Annotated in this window: 15 protein-coding genes; 13 read left to right on the top strand and 2 right to left on the bottom strand. The window is 73.0% G+C overall.

Features of this window, described 5'->3' with window-relative positions; all coding sequences use genetic code 11:
• Positions 1 to 75 precede the first annotated feature (75 nt).
• On the top strand, positions 76 to 501 hold the full coding sequence (gene ndk, locus Q3W68_RS27355) for a nucleoside-diphosphate kinase (RefSeq protein ID WP_120573615.1): 426 nt from the start codon (positions 76 to 78) through the stop codon (positions 499 to 501).
• A 60-nt stretch (positions 502 to 561) separates the two neighbouring features.
• Here the strand turns inward: ndk and Q3W68_RS27350 are convergent, their stop codons facing one another.
• Complete coding sequence (locus tag Q3W68_RS27350) at positions 562 to 1,002, bottom strand: carboxymuconolactone decarboxylase family protein (RefSeq protein ID WP_302908172.1); 441 nt, start codon at positions 1,000 to 1,002, stop codon at positions 562 to 564.
• A gap of 474 nt (positions 1,003 to 1,476) precedes the next feature.
• On the opposite strand from Q3W68_RS27350, the gene ileS reads away from it, so the two are divergent.
• Together ileS and Q3W68_RS27340 are read left to right on the top strand one after the other, a co-directional pair.
• The gene (gene ileS, locus Q3W68_RS27345) at positions 1,477 to 4,623 is read left to right on the top strand and encodes an isoleucine--tRNA ligase (RefSeq protein ID WP_302908171.1); all 3,147 of its coding nucleotides are present in this window, start codon (positions 1,477 to 1,479) and stop codon (positions 4,621 to 4,623) included.
• A gap of 158 nt (positions 4,624 to 4,781) precedes the next feature.
• Positions 4,782 to 5,489: a 1-acyl-sn-glycerol-3-phosphate acyltransferase gene (locus Q3W68_RS27340; protein WP_302908170.1), complete on the top strand. Its 708-nt coding sequence runs from the start codon at positions 4,782 to 4,784 to the stop codon at positions 5,487 to 5,489.
• A gap of 4 nt (positions 5,490 to 5,493) precedes the next feature.
• Here the strand turns inward: Q3W68_RS27340 and Q3W68_RS27335 are convergent, their stop codons facing one another.
• Positions 5,494 to 7,278, bottom strand: a complete 1,785-nt coding sequence (locus Q3W68_RS27335) for a hypothetical protein (RefSeq protein WP_302908169.1) — start codon at positions 7,276 to 7,278, stop codon at positions 5,494 to 5,496.
• A gap of 206 nt (positions 7,279 to 7,484) precedes the next feature.
• Between Q3W68_RS27335 and Q3W68_RS27330 the strand changes: the two genes are divergently transcribed.
• The 10 genes from Q3W68_RS27330 to Q3W68_RS27285 all read left to right on the top strand — a co-directional run bounded on the left by Q3W68_RS27330 (position 7,485) and on the right by Q3W68_RS27285 (position 20,468).
• A complete protein-coding gene (locus Q3W68_RS27330; protein ID WP_302908168.1) occupies positions 7,485 to 9,470 on the top strand; it encodes a TIGR03960 family B12-binding radical SAM protein in 1,986 nt (661 codons plus the stop codon).
• Between the two features lie 168 nt (positions 9,471 to 9,638).
• Complete coding sequence (locus Q3W68_RS27325; protein WP_302908167.1) at positions 9,639 to 10,076, top strand: hypothetical protein; 438 nt, start codon at positions 9,639 to 9,641, stop codon at positions 10,074 to 10,076.
• Between the two features lie 13 nt (positions 10,077 to 10,089).
• Positions 10,090 to 11,589: a hypothetical protein gene (locus Q3W68_RS27320; RefSeq protein WP_302908166.1), complete on the top strand. Its 1,500-nt coding sequence runs from the start codon at positions 10,090 to 10,092 to the stop codon at positions 11,587 to 11,589.
• Positions 11,590 to 11,599: 10 nt separating this feature from the next.
• Positions 11,600 to 12,985: a type VII secretion-associated serine protease mycosin gene (mycP, locus tag Q3W68_RS27315; RefSeq protein ID WP_302908165.1), complete on the top strand. Its 1,386-nt coding sequence runs from the start codon at positions 11,600 to 11,602 to the stop codon at positions 12,983 to 12,985.
• Between the two features lie 333 nt (positions 12,986 to 13,318).
• Positions 13,319 to 14,038: a TIGR03936 family radical SAM-associated protein gene (locus Q3W68_RS27310; protein ID WP_302908183.1), complete on the top strand. Its 720-nt coding sequence runs from the start codon at positions 13,319 to 13,321 to the stop codon at positions 14,036 to 14,038.
• A gap of 130 nt (positions 14,039 to 14,168) precedes the next feature.
• On the top strand, positions 14,169 to 17,534 hold the full coding sequence (locus Q3W68_RS27305; RefSeq protein WP_302908164.1) for an Rne/Rng family ribonuclease: 3,366 nt from the start codon (positions 14,169 to 14,171) through the stop codon (positions 17,532 to 17,534).
• 302 nt (positions 17,535 to 17,836) lie between these two features.
• On the top strand, positions 17,837 to 18,151 hold the full coding sequence (gene rplU / locus Q3W68_RS27300) for a 50S ribosomal protein L21 (RefSeq protein WP_018787289.1): 315 nt from the start codon (positions 17,837 to 17,839) through the stop codon (positions 18,149 to 18,151).
• A gap of 11 nt (positions 18,152 to 18,162) precedes the next feature.
• Positions 18,163 to 18,417 (top strand): 50S ribosomal protein L27, encoded by a 255-nt coding sequence (gene rpmA, locus Q3W68_RS27295; protein WP_013288010.1) that lies wholly within the window; start codon positions 18,163 to 18,165, stop codon positions 18,415 to 18,417.
• Between the two features lie 90 nt (positions 18,418 to 18,507).
• Entirely contained in the window at positions 18,508 to 19,959 is a 1,452-nt protein-coding gene (gene obgE, locus Q3W68_RS27290; RefSeq protein ID WP_302908163.1) for a GTPase ObgE, read from the top strand.
• 59 nt (positions 19,960 to 20,018) lie between these two features.
• Positions 20,019 to 20,468 (top strand): GNAT family N-acetyltransferase, encoded by a 450-nt coding sequence (locus Q3W68_RS27285; protein ID WP_302908162.1) that lies wholly within the window; start codon positions 20,019 to 20,021, stop codon positions 20,466 to 20,468.
• The last annotated feature ends 10 nt before the right edge of the window (positions 20,469 to 20,478 follow it).

Here is a 20,478-nt window from a genome sequence, read left to right as displayed (position 1 = left end):
GCCGGCGCCGGGACCGGGTCGCTACGCTGACCGTACCCAGCCGAACCCCGTTTGAGTGCGCAGGAGGAAACCAGCGTGTCCAGCAGCAGCCCGGACGAGCGGACGCTCGTACTGATCAAGCCCGACGCGGTGCGCCGCGGTCTGGTGGGCGAGATCCTGTCCCGTTTCGAGCGCAAGGGCCTGCGGATCGACGCGATGGTGAGCCGGACCATGGACGGCGGCTTCGCCGACCAGCACTACGCCGAGCACGTCGACAAGCCGTTCTACCCGCCGCTGAAGACGTTCATGACCAGCGGCCCCCTGGTGGCGCTCGTGCTCTCCGGCGACCAGGTGATCGAGGTGGTGCGCGCGATGATCGGCAGCACCGACGGCCGCAAGGCCGCCGCCGGCACCATCCGCGGTGACCTGTCGCTGTCGAACCGGGAGAACCTGGTGCACGCCTCCGACTCGGCGGACAGCGCCAAGCGCGAGATCGCGCTCTGGTTCCCCGAGCTGGCCTGACCGACGCGCCGACGGCCCCGGCCCGCTTTTCGCGGGACCGGGGCCGTCGTGTGTCAGCTGTCAGACCTGCGCCGGCGGCTGCGTCTGGCAGGTCACCGCTACCCGGTTCCACACGTTGATGGTGGCGATCGCCATCACCAGGTCCGCCAGCTCCTTCTCCGACCACACCTTCGCCGCGGCGTCCCAGACGTCGTCCGGCACGCCGTGCTCGCCGAGCCGGGTCACCGCGTCGGTGAGGGCCAGCGCGGCCCGCTCCCGCTCGTCGAAGAACGGCGCCTCGCGCCACGCCGCGACAGCGAACAGCCGGCGGCTGTCCTCACCGGCCGCCAGCGCCTCGCGGCTGTGCATGTCGACGCAGAACGCGCAGCCGTTGCGCATCGACGCCCGCAGCTTCACCAGCTCCAGCACGGTGTGGTCCACGTTCGCCCGGACGTACTTCTCCATGCCCAGCACGGCCTGGTACGCCTCGGGTGCCACCGCCGCCATGTCCATCCGGCTCATCGCCGCCTCCTTGAGGTTCGGTTACGCGAACAGGACGGGGCACGGCGGGTGCGGTGTGACGGCACGGCGGTGTGACGGTGGTCATGCCGTGCCCCGCCCTGGCGCCGGTGCCGGGGACTGCGTCGATCATGAGGTTGGCGGCGAAATCCGAGATCGACATCGCCGTCAACCTCATGATCGACGGGGAGGGAGATAGTCGGAGGCGGAGAGGGCGGGGGGTCGAGTACGCTTGACGGGCACAGGCGACGACCCGGCCATCACCGGCGAGCCTCCGGAAGAACGGCCGGGTCACCGGCTCAGTAGAACCGGACGGGACCGGCCCGTCACAGCCGGCCAACGAGCGGGCGGTCGCACCTCGGCCGCCAAGCGGGGTGGTACCGCGGGCCACGCCCGGGACGCCGGTCACGGCGTACCGGATTCGGCTCGTCCTCGCAGGCCACAGACGAGTGAGCTGCTGAGGGAGAGCGACAGGCGATGGCCTATCCGTTGCACGACCCGACCGGCGCCGGTGTCCCGGCGAGCCCGGACCTGCCCGCGGTCGAGCGCCGGGTGCTGGAGCACTGGACGGCCGACAAGACCTTCGAGGCGTCAGTCGAGGCCCGCGACGCCGGCCGGAACGGCGAGAACGAGTACGTCTTCTACGACGGCCCGCCGTTCGCCAACGGCCTGCCGCACTACGGCCACCTGTTCACCGGCTACGTCAAGGACGTGGTGCCGCGCTACCAGACCATGCGCGGCAAGCACGTCGAGCGCCGGTTCGGCTGGGACTGCCACGGCCTGCCCGCCGAGGTGGTGGCCGAGAAGCAGCTCGGCATCACCACCAAGGCGGAGATCCTCGACCTCGGCGTGGCCCGGTTCAACGACGCCTGCCGCACGTCGGTGCTGGAGTTCACCCACGACTGGGAGCGGTACGTCACCCGGCAGGCCCGCTGGGTCGACTTCGCCAACGACTACAAGACGCTCGACCTGGACTACATGGAAAGCGTCATGTGGGCCTTCAAGACCCTGCACGACAAGGGCCTGGTCTACGAGGGCTTCCGGGTGCTCGCGTACTGCTGGCGGTGCGAGACGCCGCTGTCGAACACCGAGACCCGGATGGACGACGTCTACCGGGACCGGCACGACCCGACGCTCACCGTCTGGTTCGAGCTGACCGCCGACGAGAACGCGCCGGAGCCGCTGCGCGGGCCGGTCAAGCTGGGCGTCTGGACGACCACGCCGTGGACGCTGCCGTCGAACCTGGCGCTCGCCGTCGGCCCCGACATCGAGTACGCCGTGCTGGAGCGCGACGGCGAGCGCTACGTGGTGGGCGCCGCGCGCCTCGGCGCGTACGCCAAGGAACTGGAGGGGTACGAGCAGGTCGGCACCGTGTACGGCCGCGACCTGGTCGGACGCCGCTACACGCCGCTCTACGACTTCCTGGTCGAGCCGGCCGGCCCGAACGCCTACCAGGTGCTCGGCGCGGACTTCGTCACCACCGAGGACGGCACCGGGATCGTCCACCTGGCCCCCGCCTTCGGTGAGGACGACCAGAACACCTGCAACGCTGCCGGCATCCCCACAGTCGTGACCGTGGACGACCACACCCGGTTCACCGCGCTGGTGCCGCCGTACCAGGGCGAGCAGGTCTTCGACGTGAACAAGCCGGTGATCCGGGAGCTGAAGGAGCGGGGGGTGGTGCTGCGGCAGGACACGTACACCCACTCGTACCCGCACTGCTGGCGGTGCGACACCCCGCTGGTCTACAAGGCGGTGTCGTCGTGGTTCGTCGCGGTGACGAAGTTCAAGGACCGGATGGTCGAGCTGAACCAGCAGATCAACTGGACCCCCGGGCACATCAAGGACGGCTCGTTCGGCAAGTGGCTGGCGAACGCGCGGGACTGGTCGATCAGCCGGAACCGGTTCTGGGGCTCGCCGATCCCGGTGTGGCGCTCGGACGACCCGAACTACCCGCGCGTGGACGTGTACGGCTCGCTGGCCGACATCGAGCGTGACTTCGGCGTACGCCTGACCGACCTGCACCGGCCGGCGGTGGACGACCTGGTCCGCCCCAACCCGGACGACCCGACGGGCAAGTCGATGATGCGCCGGGTGCCGGAGGTGCTGGACTGCTGGTTCGAGTCCGGCTCGATGCCGTTCGCCCAGGTGCACTACCCGTTCTCCAACCGCGAGTGGTTCGAGCACCACTACCCGGGCGACTTCATCGTCGAGTACATCGGGCAGACCCGCGGCTGGTTCTACACCATGCACGTGCTGGCCACCGCGCTGTTCGACAGGCCGGCGTTCCGCAACTGCCTGAGCCACGGCATCCTGCTCGGCTCGGACGGGCGCAAGATGTCCAAGAGCCTGCGCAACTACCCGGACGTCTACCACGTGTTCGACTCCTACGGGTCGGACGCGATGCGGTGGATGCTGATGTCCTCGCCGGTGCTGCGCGGCGGCGACATGGCGGTCACCGAGTCGGGCATCCGGGACGCGGTGCGCCAGGTGCTGCTGCCGCTGTGGAACGTCTGGTACTTCTTCTCGCTCTACGCCAACGCCGACGGCCACACCGCGCGTCGTCGTACCGACTCGGCGAACGTGCTCGACCGGTACGTGCTGGCGAAGACGAACGAGCTGGTGGCGACCGTCGGCGCGCAGATGGACGCGTACGACATCTCCGGCGCGTGCGCGACTGTGCGGTCCTACCTGGACGCGCTGACCAACTGGTACGTGCGCCGGTCCCGGGACCGGTTCTGGGCCGGCGACGCGGACGCGTTCGACACGCTGTGGACCGTGCTGGAGACGCTGTGCCGGGTGGTGGCGCCGCTGGCGCCGCTGACCGCCGAGGAGATCTGGCGCGGGCTGACCGGCGAGCGGTCGGTGCACCTGACCGACTGGCCGTCCGCGGCGGAGTTCCCGGCCGACCACGAGCTGGTCTCCGCCATGGACAACGTCCGGGCGGTCGCCTCGGCGGCGCTGTCGCTGCGCAAGGCCAAGGGCCTGCGGGTGCGGCTGCCGCTGGCGAAGCTCACAGTGGCCTCGCCCGTCGCCGCCCAGCTGCGGCCCTTCGCCGACCTGGTCGCCGACGAGGTGAACGTCAAGGAGGTCGTGCTCACCGACGAGGTGTCCGCGTACTGCCAGCAGGTGCTCACCGTGGTGCCGCGAGCGCTCGGCCCGCGCGTCGGCAAGGCCGTCCAGCAGGTCATCAAGGCGGTCAAGGCGGGGGAGTGGGAGCTGCGCGACGGCGCCCCGGTCGCCGCCGGGGTCACGCTGGCCGAGGGCGAGTACGAGCTGCGCCTGGTCGCCGCCGACGCCGAGCACTCCGCACCGCTGCCCGGCGGTGAGGGAGTGGTCGTGCTGGACACCGAGGTCACGCCGGAACTCGCCGCCGAAGGGCTGGCCCGGGACGTGGTCCGGGTGGTGCAGCAGGCCCGCCGCGACGCCGATCTGGACGTCTCCGACCGGATCACGGTGGCCGTCTCCGCATCGGAGGAGGTACGCGCGGCGGTCGCCGCGTACACCGGGTTCGTGGCCCGTGAGGTGCTGGCCGACAGCATCGACTTCGCCGAGGGCCTCGACGGCTTCACCGGCGAGGCCGGCGAGGGCGAGCGCGTGACCGTGACGGTCCGCAAGGTGTGATGTAAGGCGGGGGCCCTTCTTAACGCCTCAGGTAGAGGAAGGGCCCCTGCTTAACCACCCGCACCCAGCGAGTGGACTGCGGGCCACCCGCTCGGTGGCGGACGGCCGCGTCGGCTACCGTGACAGCGCCTGTTTCACGTACGACCGCCGGAGGACCCGTGCCCCTGCTCTACACCATCGGCAAGCTCACCGTGGCGCCCACGCTCCGGTTGGCCTTCCGTCCGCACGTGGAGGGTTTGGAGCACATCCCGGCGACCGGCGGCGCGATCTTCGCCAGCAACCACCTCTCCGTCGCCGACGAACTGCTCCTCGGCACCGTGGTGCCCCGGCACCTGGCGTTCTGGGCCAAGTCGGAGTACTTCAAGGGCACCGGGCTCAAGGGCGGCTTCTCCAAGTTCGTGCTCACCGGCCTGGGCGCGATCCCGGTCGAGCGGGCCGGCGGCCGGGCCGCGCTCACCGCGTTCGACGCGGCGATCCCCGTGCTCAAGGCCGGCGACCTGGTCGCCGTCTACCCGGAGGGCACCCGCTCCCCGGACGGGCGGCTCTACCGCGGGCGTACCGGCACCGTCCGGCTGGCGATCGCCGCCGGCGTGCCGATCATCCCGGTCGGCGTGACCGGCACCGACAAGGCCCAGCCGATCGGTACGCGAATCCCGCGACCGGGCCGCGCCAAGATCACCATAAAGTTCGGTAAGCCGCTGGACTTCACGGGCCGCCCCGACGACCGCACCTCGCTGCGCGCGATGACCGACGAGATGATGGCCGAGATCCAGAAGCTCAGCGGCCAGGAGTACGTCCCGCGCTACGCCCCGAAGCGCGCCGACCAAGCCGGCGGCGACCAGGCCGGCGGCGAGCCGACCGCCTGAGCGGTCAGGACTTCGGCACCACGACGCGCTGACGCAGGTCGTTCAGCAGCCGCCCGCTGTCGTCCACCGACAGCCGGGTGAACACGCCTGTGGTGAGGCTGCCGTGGTCGGCCGACACGCAGACCACCACCGAGTCGCCGTCCGCCCGGCCGACGGCGCAGCGCTCGTGGCGCCCCCGTACGCCGGTGTCCACCACCACCGACTCCTGCAGGGCGTAGTCCCCGGCGAGGCGCTCGATCTCCGACTTGGCGTCCGACTCCGGGCTGAACCGCAGGCCGGTGCTGCCGAACAACGTCACCCGCTTGCCGTCACTCGTGCTGTAGATGCCGGCGAACGTGTCCTCGGCGAGCAGGTTCGCCTCTCGTACCTGGGATTTCAGCTCCTCGGCGGCGGCCCGGCTGCTCTCGTCCTGGCGCAGCCGCATCGAGTCGATCTGGTCCGGGAGGGTTGCGCTGGCCGGGTACTGGCTGGAGATCGGCTGGAACCACCAGAGCGGGAGGCCGCAGCAGCAGGCCACGGAGAGCAGCAGCATCCAGGGCCAGCGGCGCCGGCGGCGGGTCCGCTTGGGCGGCTGCTGCCAGCCCGGCGGCGCGACAGGCGGCCCGGCCTTGCCCCGGCGCTGCTTCGGCGGCCGGCCGGGCTTCGCCGGCGGCGCGACGGGCGCCGGCGCCGGCAAGGGGCGGGCGGCCGGCGGGCCGGGGTGGTGCGGTGGCGAGACCGGCCGGGCCGGTCCGGGGTACGGCGGGCTGTGCGGCGGCGGCGAGACCGGCCGGGCCGCGGGCGGCGCGGGATGGGCCGGTGGCGTCGGCTGCGGGGTGGGGTGGGCCGGTGGGGCAGGGTGAGCCGGGTGAGGGTTGTCCGGCGCGGCCCAGGGCGCGGTGTACGGCAGCGTCGGCGTCAGCGGCGGCAGTTCGGGGGCGTGCAACTCCCATCCGGTGGTGTCCACCCCCGCCCACGGGTCGACCGGCGTGGCGTGTTCCGGCGACGCGAGCGGCGGCACCGGCGTGGGCTCGGCGGACTCGCCCCAGGCGGGCCTGCGCGGGGCCGGTGGCGGGACGGCGGCGGAACCGCTCCAGCGGGGCGCGGGCGCCTCGACCCGGGTCGGATCGGGGGTGTTCTCCACGCGGGTCGGGTCGGGCGTGTTCCCGGACGGCACGGGGTCCGGGGCGTTCTCGACCTTGGTGGGGTCCGGCGTGGCTGCGGCCTGGGTCGGCTGCGGCGCGAGGTCGATGCGGGTCGGATCCGGCCGGCGCCCGGTGCTCGGAGTGGGGACGGGCGTGGTGCGGCCGGGAACCGCTGCCGAACCCCGGACCCGGGTGACCGGTACGGGCGGGGTGGCGTCGGTGCCGGCCGGCGTCCCGGCGTCGGCCGTAGGCGCCTCGGTGTCGGTGGTAGGGGCGTCGGCGGCGTCGGCCGTCGTCCCGGCGTTGCCGGCGGAGGCGTCGTCGATGGAGGTGTCGCCGGTGGAGGTGTCGTCGGGCGGCGAGCCGTCCGCGTCATCGCCGGATGACCGGTCACCGGGCCCGTTGGGGTGCGCCTGCTCGTCGGACGCGACGGCGGACGGCCGGCGTTGGGGCGTACCGTCGTGCGGTTCGGCGTCGGCCGGCCGGCCGGCCGACGTCCCGCCGGGGGTCCGGTCGTCGGCGGTGGCCTCCGGCGTGCCGGACGGGGACGCCGGAGCCGAGGCGCCGGTGGCGTCCTCGGTGTCGGCGGCGGTCGCCGGCTCGGTGACGGACGGCATCTCGGCCCCGTCGGCCGGCCGGTCCGCCCCCGGCTGCGGCTGCGGCATCGCGGCTATCTCCTCTCGCGCCCGTTGCGAGGTTAGTACCGCCCCGCCACCCAGGACGAATTCCGCCCCGGTCCCCGGCCCGTCCCGGTGATCAAGGAGTTCGTGTCCGGTGGGAGCGCGGGGGAGTCCGCGAACTCCTTGATCAACACGGCGGACACGGGCGCGGGCGCGGGACAGGGCGGGGGCACCGCGTACGCTTGGGCATCATGAGTGCCCCGTCCACGACCCCGCGTCCCGCCGCCGCCAACTCGGTCTGGCCCCGGCTGGAGCCGTTGCTGCCGCAGGTGACCAAACCCATCCAGTACGTGGGTGGAGAACTCGGCGCCGTGGTCAAGGACTGGGACGCCGCGACCGTCCGGTGGGCGCTGATGTATCCGGACGCGTACGAGGTGGGCCTGCCCAACCAGGGCGTGCAGATCCTGTACGAGGTGCTCAACGAGCTGCCCGACGTGCTGGCCGAGCGGACGTACGCGGTCTGGCCCGACCTGGAGGCGCTGATGCGCGCCCACGGCGTGCCGCAGTTCACCGTCGACGCCCACCGCCCGGTGCGTGACTTCGACGTGTTCGGCGTCTCGTTCTCCACCGAGCTGGGCTACACCAACCTGCTCACCGCTGTCGACCTGGCCGGCATCCCGCTGCTCGCCGCCGACCGCACCGACGCCGACCCGGTGATCCTGGCCGGCGGCCACGCCGCGTTCAACCCGGAGCCGATCGCCGACTTCGTCGACGCCGCGGTGCTCGGCGACGGCGAGGAGGCGGTGCTGGAGATCACCGCCATCGTCCGGGAGTGGAAGGCGGAGGGCTCCCCGGGCGGCCGGGACGAGCTGCTGCTGCGGCTGGCCCGGACCGAGAGCGTCTACGTGCCGCGCTTCTACGACGTCGACTACCTGCCCGACGGCCGGATCCAGCGGGTCGTGCCGAACCGCCCGGACGTGCCGTTCCGGGTGCACAAGCGCACGACGATGGACCTGGACGCCTGGCCGTACCCGAAGAAGCCCCTGGTCCCGCTCGCCGAGACGGTGCACGAGCGGTACGCGGTGGAGATCTTCCGGGGCTGCACGCGGGGCTGCCGGTTCTGCCAGGCCGGCATGATCACCCGCCCGGTGCGGGAGCGTTCGATCACCACCGTCGGCCAGATGGTCAAGGAAGGGCTGGAGTTCTCCGGCTTCCACGAGGTCGGTCTGCTGTCGCTGTCGTCGGCCGACCACTCCGAGATCGGCGACATGTGCTCCGGCCTGGCCGAGCAGTACGCGGGCACCAACGTCTCGCTGTCGCTGCCGTCGACCCGGGTGGACGCGTTCAACATCGACCTGGCCCAGGAGCTGTCCCGCAACGGGCGGCGGACCGGTCTGACCTTCGCCCCCGAGGGCGGGTCGGAGCGGATCCGCAAGGTGATCAACAAGATGGTGTCGAAGGAAGACCTCATCCGTACCGTGGTCACCGCGTACTCCAACGGCTGGCGGCAGGTGAAGCTCTACTTCATGTGCGGCCTGCCCACCGAGACCGACGAGGACGTCCTGGAGATCGCCGACATGGCGCACGAGGTGATCCGCGCCGGCCGCGCGGCCACCGGATCCAAGGACATCCGTTGCACGGTCTCCATCGGCGGGTTCGTGCCGAAGCCGCACACCCCGTTCCAGTGGGCCTCGATGGAGCGGCCGGAGGTCATCGACGGCCGGCTCAAGCTGCTCAAGCAGGCGATCAACAGCGACCGCTCGCTGGGCCGGGCGATCGGCTTCCGCTACCACGACGGCGAGCCGTCGCTGATCGAGGGCCTGCTGTCCCGGGGTGACCGCCGGGTCGGCGCGGTCATCCGCAAGGTCTGGGAGAACGGCGGCCGGTTCGACGGCTGGAGCGAGCACTTCTCGTACCAGCGGTGGGTGGACGCCGCCGCCGAGGTGCTGCCGGCGTACGGCGTGGACCTCGACTGGTACACCACCCGCGAGCGCGAGGAGCTGGAGGTCCTGCCCTGGGACCACCTCGACTCCGGCCTGGACAAGGACTGGCTCTGGCAGGACTGGCAGGACTCGCTGTCGGAGTACGAGCAGGACGACTGCCGCTGGACGCCCTGCTTCGACTGCGGCGTCTGCCCGTCCATGGACACCGAGATCCAGATCGGCCCGACCGGCCGCAAGCTGCTGCCGTTGACCCCGGTCAACGGCCTGAAGCTGCCCGCCGCCGCCCAGGGCTGAGGCCACCGCACGCACCGGAGCGCGGGAACCCGACCGGGTTCCCGCGCTCCGTCGTCTTTTCCCGGTGACGCCGCGATACGCGGGGCGGGGGTGCCCCGACTGGTCCTTCCTCGATACGCTGCGTCCGTAGTGGACCGGCCGGGGCCGGCAGCGGGGAGGACAGTCAGGATGGGCATCAATCCGCCGGACACCGGCGATCTGCACGTCAGCGTCGAGGATCTGGACGCCGCAGCGGAGTACGTCGAGCGTCTCAAGCAGTACGTCGACGACACCATCGGCTACGAGATGGAACGCATCAAGGAGCGGATGAAGGGCGACAGCGGCAACGCGCAGACGGTGCCCAACGGCACCCCGTTCGGCGCGTACGAGGACGCACGGATGCAGTGGCAGGCGCTGACCACGTCCACGGCCAGCATGGAGGCCCACCTCAAGGCCATCTCCATGAAGCTGGCCGGCCTGAAGCAGGGCACACAGGACATCGCCAAGGCGTTCCGCGACGCCGAGGCCCGCAACGCGGCCAACGGCAAGGACATCGAGCGGCTGCTGGAGTCCGCGGCCCCGCCGCCGGACGCCGGGCAGCAGCCCACCTACCCGTACACGGCCTGAGGGGGAGACGGTCATGGCAGGAGGCACCTGGGAGCGTTGCGTCCGTGAGGTGACGCTCTCGGCGGACCCGGAAACCGTCGGATCGGTCGGCGCGGGCTGGAAGAACCTCTCCACCGCGCTCGGCCACCTGCGCGACTCGCTGGTGGGTCGCTCGTTCGTCGGCCCGATCGCGGCCGGGCAGGAGCGCCCGCACACCGGCGGCCTCCCCGGGATGCTCGCCGGCTGGAAGGGCAGCGGCGGCGACGCGTACCGCGAGCACCTCGGCGACATCGGCAAGGAGATCGAGGAACTCATCACGCACGCCAGCAACGTCAGTGGCGCGCTGACGCGGATCGAGGGTGACATCCGTACGGCGGTGGCGAGCATCCCGATCCCGCTGATGGACAACTTCGGCTGGAACGAGTGGAGCCTGCCCGGCGGCACCGAGCTGGACGACGCCCGCGACGGCGAGAGCCAGTCCGGCTTCCTCGCCGCGCTGCGCAGTGACTACCAGGCCAACCAGGCGCTCTACGCCGACGGCGCGTTCCGCGACAAGGCCGACGACCTCGAAGCCACCATGAAGGTCGACGGCAACGCCAGCGACCAGAAGCGGGGCGGCTGGTGGGACACCAAGTCCCACCTGGACAACTGGTACCGCGACAACCAGCAGGCGGCCAACAAGGCGATGTCGCCGCTGCCGGCTGCGGTCGAGGCGGAGCGCCCCAAGCTGGTCGTACCCCGCCCCACGGACGGCGAGCTGGGCGACGGCTACCGCGGCGACCCGCGGGTTCCCCCGTCGGGTGTGCCCGGCGGTGGCCTGCCGGGTGGCGGCGCGCCCGGCGGCGGCATGCCCGGTGGTGGCATGCCCGGCGGTGGCCCGATGCCGTCCCTGGGCAGCACCGGCATTCCCGGCGGCGGCGCGCCCGGTGGCAGTTCGTTCACGCCGCCGAGCACCGGTGTGCCCGGCGGTGGCATCCCCGGCGGCGGCTCCTACACCCCGCCTGCCACCGGGGGGATCCCCGAGCTCGGTGGCGCGCCCGGCTCGGGCACCCCGGAGTACGGCAGTGGCCTGGCCGGCGCGGGCGGGCCCGGCACGATCACCGCAGGCGGCCCGGGCACGCTCGGTCTGGGCGGCGGTGGCGGCGGCGCGGGTGGACTGAGCGCCGGTGGCGGCGGCTTCGGCGGCGGTGGCGCCGGCCTGGGCTCGGCCGGCGGGATCGGCGGCGGTGGGATCGGCGCGGCCGGCGGCATGGCCATGGGCGGCCTGCCCGGCATGGTCGGCGGCGGCAACGGCAAGGTTCCGCCACTGACCAGCGCGGCCAGCGCGTTGAAGGCCGCGGCCGCGGCGGGACCGGGCGGTGCGGGCGGCACGCGTGGCGGGATGGCCGGCGCCGGGATGATGGGCGGCGGGATGATGGGCGGTCACGGCGGCGCCGGGCACGGCGGCGACGCGGCGGGGCACTCCTCATGGTTGACTGAGGACGACGATCCGTGGGGCGCCGGTGACGGTGCGTCCCCGGGCATCCTGCGATGAGGACGGACGGATGAAGGTGCACGTCGGCGCGCTCCGGCCGATGACGGCCGGTCTGCTTGCCGGGCTGATGCTGCTGGGTGCCGCCCAGCCCGCGGTCGCCGCGCCGCGGCGCGCCGAGCAGTGGTATCTGGACGAGCTGCGGATCGACCGGGCGCATCAGATCTCCACCGGGCGGGGCGTCGTCGTCGGCGTGCTGGACACCGGCGTGGACGCCGGGCACCCCGACATGCGGGGCCAGGTGCTGGCCGGGGGCAGCACCCGTGACTCCGGCGACGGCCGGCGCGACCCGGACGGCCACGGCACCCACATGGCTGGGATCATCGCGGCCAACGGGACCGGGGTGGTCGGCATCGCGCCCGACGCCCGGATCCTGCCCATCCGCAAGCCCGTCGGCGCGGCGGCCACCAAGGACGACTCCGCGACCGGCATCCGGATGGCCGTCGACGGCGGGGCGAAGGTGCTCAACCTGTCGTACGGCGGCGCCGGGCCGGTGGAGGAGGCCGAGGAGGCCGCGATCCGGTACGCGCTGGAGCGCGACGTGGTCGTGGTGGCCGCCGCCGGCAACGTCCGGCAGGCCGGCCCGGACGTCGTCTCACCCGCCAAGATCCCCGGCGTGATCGCGGTGACCGGCACGGTCCGGGGCGGGGGTTTCTGGTCCGGATCGGCCCAGGGCCCGGAAGCGGTGATCGCCGCGCCCGGTGACGAGGTCTACAACATCGGCCCGGACCGGGGCTACGGCTGGGGGGACGGCACCTCCGACGCCGCCGCCGTCGTATCCGGCGTCGCGGCGCTGATCAGGTCGAAGCACCCGAAGCTCTCCGCGCCAGACGTGATCAACCGGATCATCCGCACCGCCCGGGACGCCGGTCCGCCCGGTCGCGACCCGCGGTTCGGCTTCGGCCGGATCGATCCGGTGGCGGCGCTGACCGCAGACGTGCCGTCGGTGTCGGCGAATCCGCTGCTCGGGGCCGCTGCGCCGAGTGCTTCCGCGCCACCGGCCGCCGCCGAGGACGACAACTTCGACGTGACGAAGTACGGCGACCGCGGCGGCCCCACCGACCAGCAGGTGATGGTGATCGGCATCGGCATCGCCGTGGCGCTCGTGGTGCTGCTGGCGCTCGTGGTGTTCCTGATCTGGAACCGCCGCCGTCACCGGCGCGAACTGGCCCGGGCCGGCTCGATCCCGGACGAGGCGCTGGACCGGATGGACGGCGGTGGGCAGGGCCCGCCGGTGCCGGCCGGCTATCCCGCCGTCCCGCCTTCCGGCTACGGCCCTCCCGGCAGCCACCCGGCACCCGGCGGCTACCCCCACCCGGGCACCTACCCCCAGCCCGGCACAGGTGCCTACCCGCCCCCACCCCACCAGCCCACCCCACCCCGCGACACCCGCACCTGACCCACCCACCCCTCCCGCAGGCCCGGCCCGCCCGGCCCACCCCGCCGATCATGAAGTTGACGGCGATGTCGATCTCCGATCGCACCGCCAACCTCATGATCGTCCGGCTGCCCGGGCCCGCCGCCCCACCCGGCTGCCCGGCGGGCCCTGTTGCGCCTGGCGGGAAGGGCTGGGGTTTGGGCGGTTTTGGGGTGGGTGGGGTGGCCCCGCGTGTGGGGCGTGGTGGGCGCTGCGTCAGGATGAGACCGATACGCAGGCACAGCCGAGGAGCTCACGATCGCCAGAAAGCCTCAACCCGAGGGCGGCCAGGCCCCCGTCGTCCAGCGGGTCCGTATCCGGTACGCCAAGCGTGGGCCGCTGCGGTTCACCTCGCACCGGGACTTCGCCCGGGCCTTCGAGCGCGCGTTGCGCCGGGCCGGCGTGCCGATCGCCTTCTCCCAGGGGTTCACCCCACACCCGAAGATCTCGTACGCCTCGGCCGCTCCGACGGGTGTGGCGAGCGAGGCCGAGTACCTGGAGATCGGGCTCCGTGAGCCGGTCGACCCGGCGCGGCTGCGTGAGGCGCTCGACGCCGCGCTCTCACCCGGGCTCGACGTGCTCGACGCGGTGGAGGCCGCCGGCGGCAGCCTGGCGGACCGGATCGAGGCGTCGTACTGGCGTATCGAGCTGCCCGAGGTCGATCCGAAGGTGCTCGCGGAGGCGGTCGCGGCCTTCACCGCCGCCGAGGAGATTCAGGTCGAGCGGATGACCAAGCAGGGGCGGCGTACGTTCGACGCCCGGGCGGCAGTGGTGTCGATCGATGCCATGGCTCCGGCTGAGACGCCTTCCGGGGCGGCGGCCGTACCGTGTGCGATACTCGAACTGGTCGTGCGGCAGGTCACCCCGTCCGTTCGGCCCGATGACGTCCTGTCCGGCCTCCGCGCGGTGGCCGCCTTGGAGCCGCCGGTCACCCCGAAGGTGATCCGGCTGGCGCAGGGCACGTTGACCGCGCAGGGCGAGATCGTCGATCCGTTGGACGCGGATCGCGACGGGGCAACCATCGGAGAGCGCTGACCGTCGGTCAACGCTCTGGCAGGCAGACTTCGGCGGTCGCGCGTTTGCGCGCCCGGCGGAAACACCTTTGCGGCAACCCTGCGTGGCAGCGCTCACCCGCGCCCGGGGCGGCCAGAACTGGAGAACGTCCATGCTCGAGAACGAGCCCGAGGGCGGCGAACGGACCGGCGCAGAGCCGGCCGGGACGACCGCCGACAGCGCCACCTCCGCCTCCGGCAGCGCTGACAGCGCCGCCTCTGCCCGCACGGAGGGTGCCTCCTCCGGCAGCGCCGACGGCGCCAGCGCGGAAGGCGGCGCCACCGCGGAAGGCGTCGCCGAGACCAAGCCGCCCGCTCGTAAGCGGGCCAGCCGCCGCAAGGCCGCTCCGCTGAACCAGCCGGAGCAGACCGACGCGCCGGTCGAGGCGTCCACGGCGGTGACCGGCAGTGGCGAGTCGCCGCAGGCCGAGGTGCTCGCACCGGTGGCCGGCGAGTTGGACACCGCGCCGAAGACCACCCGGCGGCGTCGTAAGGCGACGCCGGCGAAGGCGGTCGAGGAGCCGGTGGCCGCGGCCGGGGTGGAGGCCGCCTCGGAGGAGGTCGTGCCGCCGGTCAAGGTGACCCGGACCCGCCGTCGCAAGGCCACGCCGCCGGCTGCCGAGACCGTCGCGCCGGACGAGACCGTCGTCGCGGGGCAGGCGTCCGCGGACGCGCCGATCGACGGGCCGGTCTCCGCGCCCGGGGGCGACCTGATCGCCGAGGGACGCGCCGACATCGACGGCGGCGAGACCGCCACGGGCGGAGCCGCCACCGCGGAGACCGCCGGGCAGGCCCACGCCGGCGAGCGCACCGCCGCCGGCCGGCGCACCGCCACCGGCGACCGGACCGCCACCGGCGAGAAGGCCACCGCCAGCGGGAACAAGGGCGCCGGCGGCACGGTGAGCGCCGCCACGGCCGGCATCGGTGAGACCGGCGAGGACGTCGAGGACGAGGACGTCGAGGACGAGGACGCCGAGGCCGAGACCGGCGGGACCGTTGCGGACGCGAGCGCCGCGGCTGCGCGTACCGAAGAGGTCAACCTGGCCCGCAGCGGCGGCCCGGCGGACGCGACGGGCGTGGTGTCGACGGGCGCCGCCGTGCCGCGCGCGGCCGAGGAGCCGGCCGAGACGCCGCCGGCCACCAGCCGCCGGCGTCGTGCCGCCCTCTCCGCGCCGACGGTCCTGTTCAGGGCGCCGCAGCCCGACGAGGCGCCGGCCGTCCAGGTGACGTACCCGGCCGCCGAGGAGCCGATCGAGGAAGCGGTCGAGACCGGCCGGCGCCGCCGTCGCGACCGCCGTGAGGTCGAGCCGGTCGAGGCCGAGGTCGAGCCGGAGGCCGCCGAGGAGGAGCCGGCTGCCGAGGCCGAGGAGGTCGGCGAGGCGGACGAGGACGACGAGACGGCCGCGGCCCGGCGTCGCCGCCGCCGGGGCCGCCGGGGTCGTGGCCGGGGCAAGGGCGGCGCGGACGAGGCCGACGACGAGGACATCGACGAGGCCGGCGCGGCCGAGACCGCCGAGGGTGAGGCCGAGGAGTCCGCGGAGGACGAGGAGGCCGAGGGCGAGGGGCTGACCCGTCGCCGTCGCCGTCGTCGCCGCCGGGGCGCCGGGGAGGCGGACACCGCCGCCGAGGACGGCGTGCCGACGGTCGTCAAGATCCGCGAGCCGCGCAAGCCGGTCGACGAGGTGCAGGGTGTCTCCGGCTCGACCCGGCTGGAGGCCAAGCGGCAGCGCCGCCGGGACGGCCGCGAGCAGCGGCGTACGCGGCCGCCGATCCTGAGCGAGTCGGAGTTCCTGGCCCGCCGCGAGGCGGTGGACCGGGTCATGGTGGTCCGCCAGCGCGGCGACCGCACCCAGATCGCCGTGCTCGAGGACGGCGTGCTCGTGGAGCACTACGTCACGCGGAACTCGTCCGGCACCATGGCCGGCAACGTCTACCTGGGCAAGGTCCAGAACGTCCTGCCGAGCATGGAGGCGGCCTTCGTCGACATCGGGCGCGGGCGCAACGCGGTCCTGTACGCCGGTGAGGTCAACTGGGACGCGACCGGCCTGGAGGGCCGGGCCCGCTCGATCGAGCAGGCGCTGCGCTCCGGCGACTCGGTGCTGGTGCAGGTGACCAAGGACCCGATCGGGCACAAGGGCGCTCGGCTGACCAGCCACATCGCGCTCTCCGGCCGGCACCTGGTCTACGTGCCCAACGGCAACGCCTCCGGAATCAGCCGCAAGCTGCCCGACACCGAGCGCAAGCGGCTGCGCGACGTGTTGAAGAAGCTGGTGCCGGACGGCGCCGGGGTGATCGTCCGGACCGCGGCCGAGGGCGCCAGCGAGGACGAGCTGGCGCGCGACGTCAAGCGGCTCCAGGCGCAGTGGGAGGACATCCAGGCCAAGTCGACCGAGGGCGGTGCCCCGGTGCTGCTCTACGAGGAGCCGGACCTGGTCATCCGCGTGGTCCGGGACCTCTTCAACGAGGACTTCCGCGAGCTGGTCATCGAGGGCGAGCCCGCCTACGACCTGGTCGAGTCGTACCTGTCGCACGTGTCCCCGGACCTGGTGGCGCGGCTGCGCCGGCACGCCGGGGTGGCGGACGTGTTCGCCGAGTACCGGATCGACGAGCAGATCCTCAAGGGGCTGGACCGGAAGGTCTTCCTCCCCTCGGGCGGCTCGCTGGTGATCGACCGCACCGAGGCGATGACTGTCGTCGACGTGAACACCGGCAAGTACACCGGCTCCGGCGGCAACCTGGAGGAGACGGTCACCCGCAACAACCTGGAGGCGGCCGAGGAGATCGTGCGCCAGCTCCGGCTGCGCGACCTCGGCGGCATCGTGGTGATCGACTTCATCGACATGGTGCTGGAGTCGAACCGGGAGCTGGTGCTGCGCCGCCTCACCGAGTGCCTCGGCCGGGACCGTACGAAGCACCAGGTCACCGAGATCACCTCGCTCGGCTTGGTGCAGATGACCCGTAAGCGCATCGGCGCGGGCCTGCTGGAGGCGTTCAGCGAGACCTGCGAGTGCTGCAAGGGCCGGGGCGTGATCATCCACACCGAGCCGGTGCCGGAGAAGCCGCGCGGCGGGGCGGGGGAGAAGGTCAAGGCGGTCGCCTCGGCGGTCGCCGCGCCGGCCGAGGAGAAGGGCCGCCGCCGGGGCCGCAAGGCCGCCGCGGAGAAGCCCGCGGTGGAGGCCGCGCCGGAGCAGCCGGCCGCGCAGGCCGCCGCCGAGCCGCCGGCCGCGCCGGAGCGGACCGTCGCCGAGGTGGTCGAGACCGACGACGACTACTACGACACCCAGGGCTACGACCTGTCCCGGTTCGAGACGGACACGCCTGCCGCCCCGGCGGTCGCGGACAGCCAGGAGGGCGACTCGGCCCGGCTGGCCGCCGCCGACGACCCGGACGCGATCGGTGACGGAGACAACGACGACGACAGCGGCGCCCCGCGCCGGCGGGCGCGCCGCGGTGGTGCCCGGCGGCGTACCCGGCCGTGAGGCTTTGAGGCGCTGACCTGCGCGAACAGGGCCCCCGATCCGCCGAGACGTGGCGGGGCGGGGGCCCTGTCGTGCCCGCCGCGGCCGGTGGAGAGGCGCCTACCGGCAGCCCGGTTTGGGGAGCGGGCCGGGTATGGCGTAGGCTTGCCTGCGGCGCACTTTGGTGTGCCGAGTTCCCGCGTGCCCGCGCCGCCGGTGTCACGGCTCCCGGCGAGACGCCGCGGGAACGACCGTCGACGGTGTGACAGCCGGCAACGGTGCAATAGACGCCAGCAGCCTCAACGACAGGGAGTCCGCCTCCGATGTACGCGATCGTCAAGACCGGCGGCAAGCAGTACAAGGTCGCCGAGGGCGACGTGATCGAGGTCGAGAAGCTCGCCGGTGCCCCCGGCGACGCGGTGAAGCTCACCGCGGTGCTCCTCGTCGACGGTGACGACCTGGTGACCGACGCGGCGAAGCTCGCCAAGGTCGCGGTGTCCGGCGAGATCGCCGCGCACACCAAGGGCCCGAAGATCCGGATCCACAAGTTCAAGAACAAGACCGGCTACCACAAGCGCCAGGGTCACCGCCAGCCGCTGACCCAGGTCAAGGTGACCGGCATCTCCAGCGGGAAGTAGGTCGTCCTCCAATGGCTCACAAAAAGGGTGCGTCCAGCTCGCGTAACGGCCGTGACTCCGCGGCCCAGCGACTCGGCGTGAAGCGCTTCGGTGGTCAGGTCGTCAGCGCGGGTGAGATCCTCATCCGTCAGCGTGGCACCAAGTTCCACCCCGGTGACCTGGTCGGCCGTGGCGGCGACGACACGCTGTTCGCGCTGGCCGCCGGTTCGGTGCAGTTCGGCACCAAGCGCGGTCGCAAGACCGTCAGCATCGTGCCTCAGCAGTAGTTTTCTGGCGAAGCGGGCCGCGGACCTCTGAGTCCCGGCCCGCTTCGCTTTTCCACGTGCGGGGCGGACCCCGCTGGAAGGATTGGCGTCGTGACGACGTTCGTTGACCGGGTCGTCCTGCACATGCAGGCCGGCGACGGCGGGCACGGCTGTGTCTCGATCCACCGGGAGAAGTTCAAGCCGTTCGGCGGGCCGGACGGCGGTAACGGCGGCCACGGCGGCAGCGTGTCGCTGGTGGTCGACGCGCAGGTCACCACGCTGCTCGACTTCCACTTCCGGCCGCACCTGAAGGCCGAGAACGGCAAGGGCGGCGCCGGCTCGAACCGGGACGGCGCCAACGGCCGTGACCTGGTCATCAAGGTGCCGAACGGCACCGTGGTGCAGAGCCTCGACGGTGAGGTGCTGGCCGACCTGGTCGGCGTCGGCACCACGTTCGAGGCGGCCCGGGGCGGCCGGGGCGGGCGCGGCAACGCCTCGCTGGCGAACGCCCGCCGCAAGGCGCCCGGCTTCGCGGAGCTGGGTGAGCCCGGCGACCGGCTGGACGTGGTGCTGGAGCTCAAGAGCGTCGCCGACGTGGGCCTGGTCGGCTTCCCGTCCGCCGGCAAGTCGTCGCTGATCTCGGTGATCTCCGCGGCCAAGCCGAAGATCGCCGATTACCCGTTCACCACGCTCGTGCCGAACCTGGGCGTGGTCCGGGTGGACAACCACACCTTCACCGTCGCCGACGTACCGGGGCTGATCCCTGGTGCGGCCAGCGGCAAGGGCCTGGGCCTGGAGTTCCTCCGCCACGTCGAGCGCTGCGCCGTGCTGGTGCACGTGATCGACACCGCGACGCTGGAGCCCGGCCGCGACCCGCTCGCCGACATCGACGCCATCGAGTCGGAGCTGTCCCAGTACGGCGGCCTGGCCGACCGGCCCCGGCTGGTCGCGCTCAACAAGGTCGACGTGCCGGACGGCAAGGACCTGGCCGACATCGTCCGCCCCGACCTGGAGGCGCGCGGCCTGCGCGTCTTCGACATCTCCACCGCCACCCGCGAGGGCCTGCGCGAGCTGACGTACGCGATGGCGGAGCTCGTCGACCAGGGCCGCCGCGCCGCCCCGCCGGCCGAGCCGACCCGGATCGTGATCCGCCCGAAGGCGGTCGACGACGCCGGCTTCACCATCGAGGCCGAGCCGGACGGCTCGTACACGGTGCGCGGCAGCCGCCCGGAGCGCTGGGTCAAGCAGACCAACTTCGAGAACGACGAGGCAGTGGGTTACCTGGCCGACCGGCTGGCCCGCCTCGGCGTCGAGGAGAAGCTCGCCAAGGCGGGCGCGCAGGCCGGCGACCTGGTGCGCATCGGTGACCGGGAGTTCGACTGGCAGCCGACGCTCTACGCCGGTGTCGACTTCGTGCCCGGCAACCGGGGCACCGACGTGCGGCTGGAGGAGAAGTCGAACCGTCCGTCGGCGTCGGACCGGCTCGCGGCTCGCAAGGCCCGCCGGGTCCGGCCGGAGGACGAGGTCGAGGCCGCGCCGGCGGCGGAAGCGGACGCCGACTAGCCGTTTCCGGGTCGGTGGCGGGAAACCTGCGCGAAATCCGGCCGATCTAGCGTACGGGCATGTTGATCGAGTCCCGTCCCGCCACCGATCCGGAGATCGCCGCGCTCGTCGTCGCCCAGCAGCGTGAGCTGCGCGACGCCGACGGTGGGCTGGACGGGCAGGTCACTGTCGTGCACACCGACATCCGCTACCTGGCCGTCGTGATCGGTGGCCGGGCGGTCGGCTGCGGCGGTCTCCAGGCGCTCGACGCGGACACCGGTGAGCTGAAGCGGATGTACGTGCGGCCGGCGTACCGGGGGCGGGGCATCGCCCGGCAGTTGCTCGTGGCGCTGGAGGAACTGGCGTTCCAGCAGGGGCACCGCACCGTGTGCCTGGAGACCGGCACCTACCTGCCGGCCGCGATCGGGCTCTACCGGTCCAGCGGTTACGAGCCGATCCCGGTCTACGGCGAGTACGTGGACAACCCGTTCAGCGTCTGCTTCGCCAAGCGGCTGCCGGTGGCGGCCTGATCGGCGGCCT

It is taken from the genome of Micromonospora sp. C28ISP2-4 (assembly GCF_030519385.1).
In the GTDB taxonomy this organism is placed as follows: Bacteria; Actinomycetota; Actinomycetes; order Mycobacteriales; family Micromonosporaceae; genus Micromonospora; species Micromonospora tulbaghiae.
Note: the sequence above shows the minus strand (reverse complement) of the source record. Positions and strands in the feature narration are given on the sequence as shown.

Bases quoted from the DNA above. Each gene is read 5' to 3' on its own strand.
- Q3W68_RS27335 (WP_302908169.1), bottom strand. From the start codon at position 7,278: ATGCCGCAGCCGCAGCCGGGGGCGGACCGGCCGGCCGACGGGGCCGAG.
- Q3W68_RS27330 (WP_302908168.1), top strand. From the start codon at position 7,485: ATGAGTGCCCCGTCCACGACCCCGCGTCCCGCCGCCGCCAACTCGGTC.
- rplU (WP_018787289.1), top strand. From the start codon at position 17,837: ATGTACGCGATCGTCAAGACCGGCGGCAAGCAGTACAAGGTCGCCGAG.
- Q3W68_RS27325 (WP_302908167.1), top strand. From the start codon at position 9,639: ATGGGCATCAATCCGCCGGACACCGGCGATCTGCACGTCAGCGTCGAG.
- mycP (WP_302908165.1), top strand. From the start codon at position 11,600: ATGAAGGTGCACGTCGGCGCGCTCCGGCCGATGACGGCCGGTCTGCTT.
- Q3W68_RS27320 (WP_302908166.1), top strand. From the start codon at position 10,090: ATGGCAGGAGGCACCTGGGAGCGTTGCGTCCGTGAGGTGACGCTCTCG.
- rpmA (WP_013288010.1), top strand. From the start codon at position 18,163: ATGGCTCACAAAAAGGGTGCGTCCAGCTCGCGTAACGGCCGTGACTCC.
- ileS (WP_302908171.1), top strand. From the start codon at position 1,477: ATGGCCTATCCGTTGCACGACCCGACCGGCGCCGGTGTCCCGGCGAGC.
- Q3W68_RS27305 (WP_302908164.1), top strand. From the start codon at position 14,169: ATGCTCGAGAACGAGCCCGAGGGCGGCGAACGGACCGGCGCAGAGCCG.
- Q3W68_RS27350 (WP_302908172.1), bottom strand. From the start codon at position 1,002: ATGAGCCGGATGGACATGGCGGCGGTGGCACCCGAGGCGTACCAGGCC.
- Q3W68_RS27285 (WP_302908162.1), top strand. From the start codon at position 20,019: ATGTTGATCGAGTCCCGTCCCGCCACCGATCCGGAGATCGCCGCGCTC.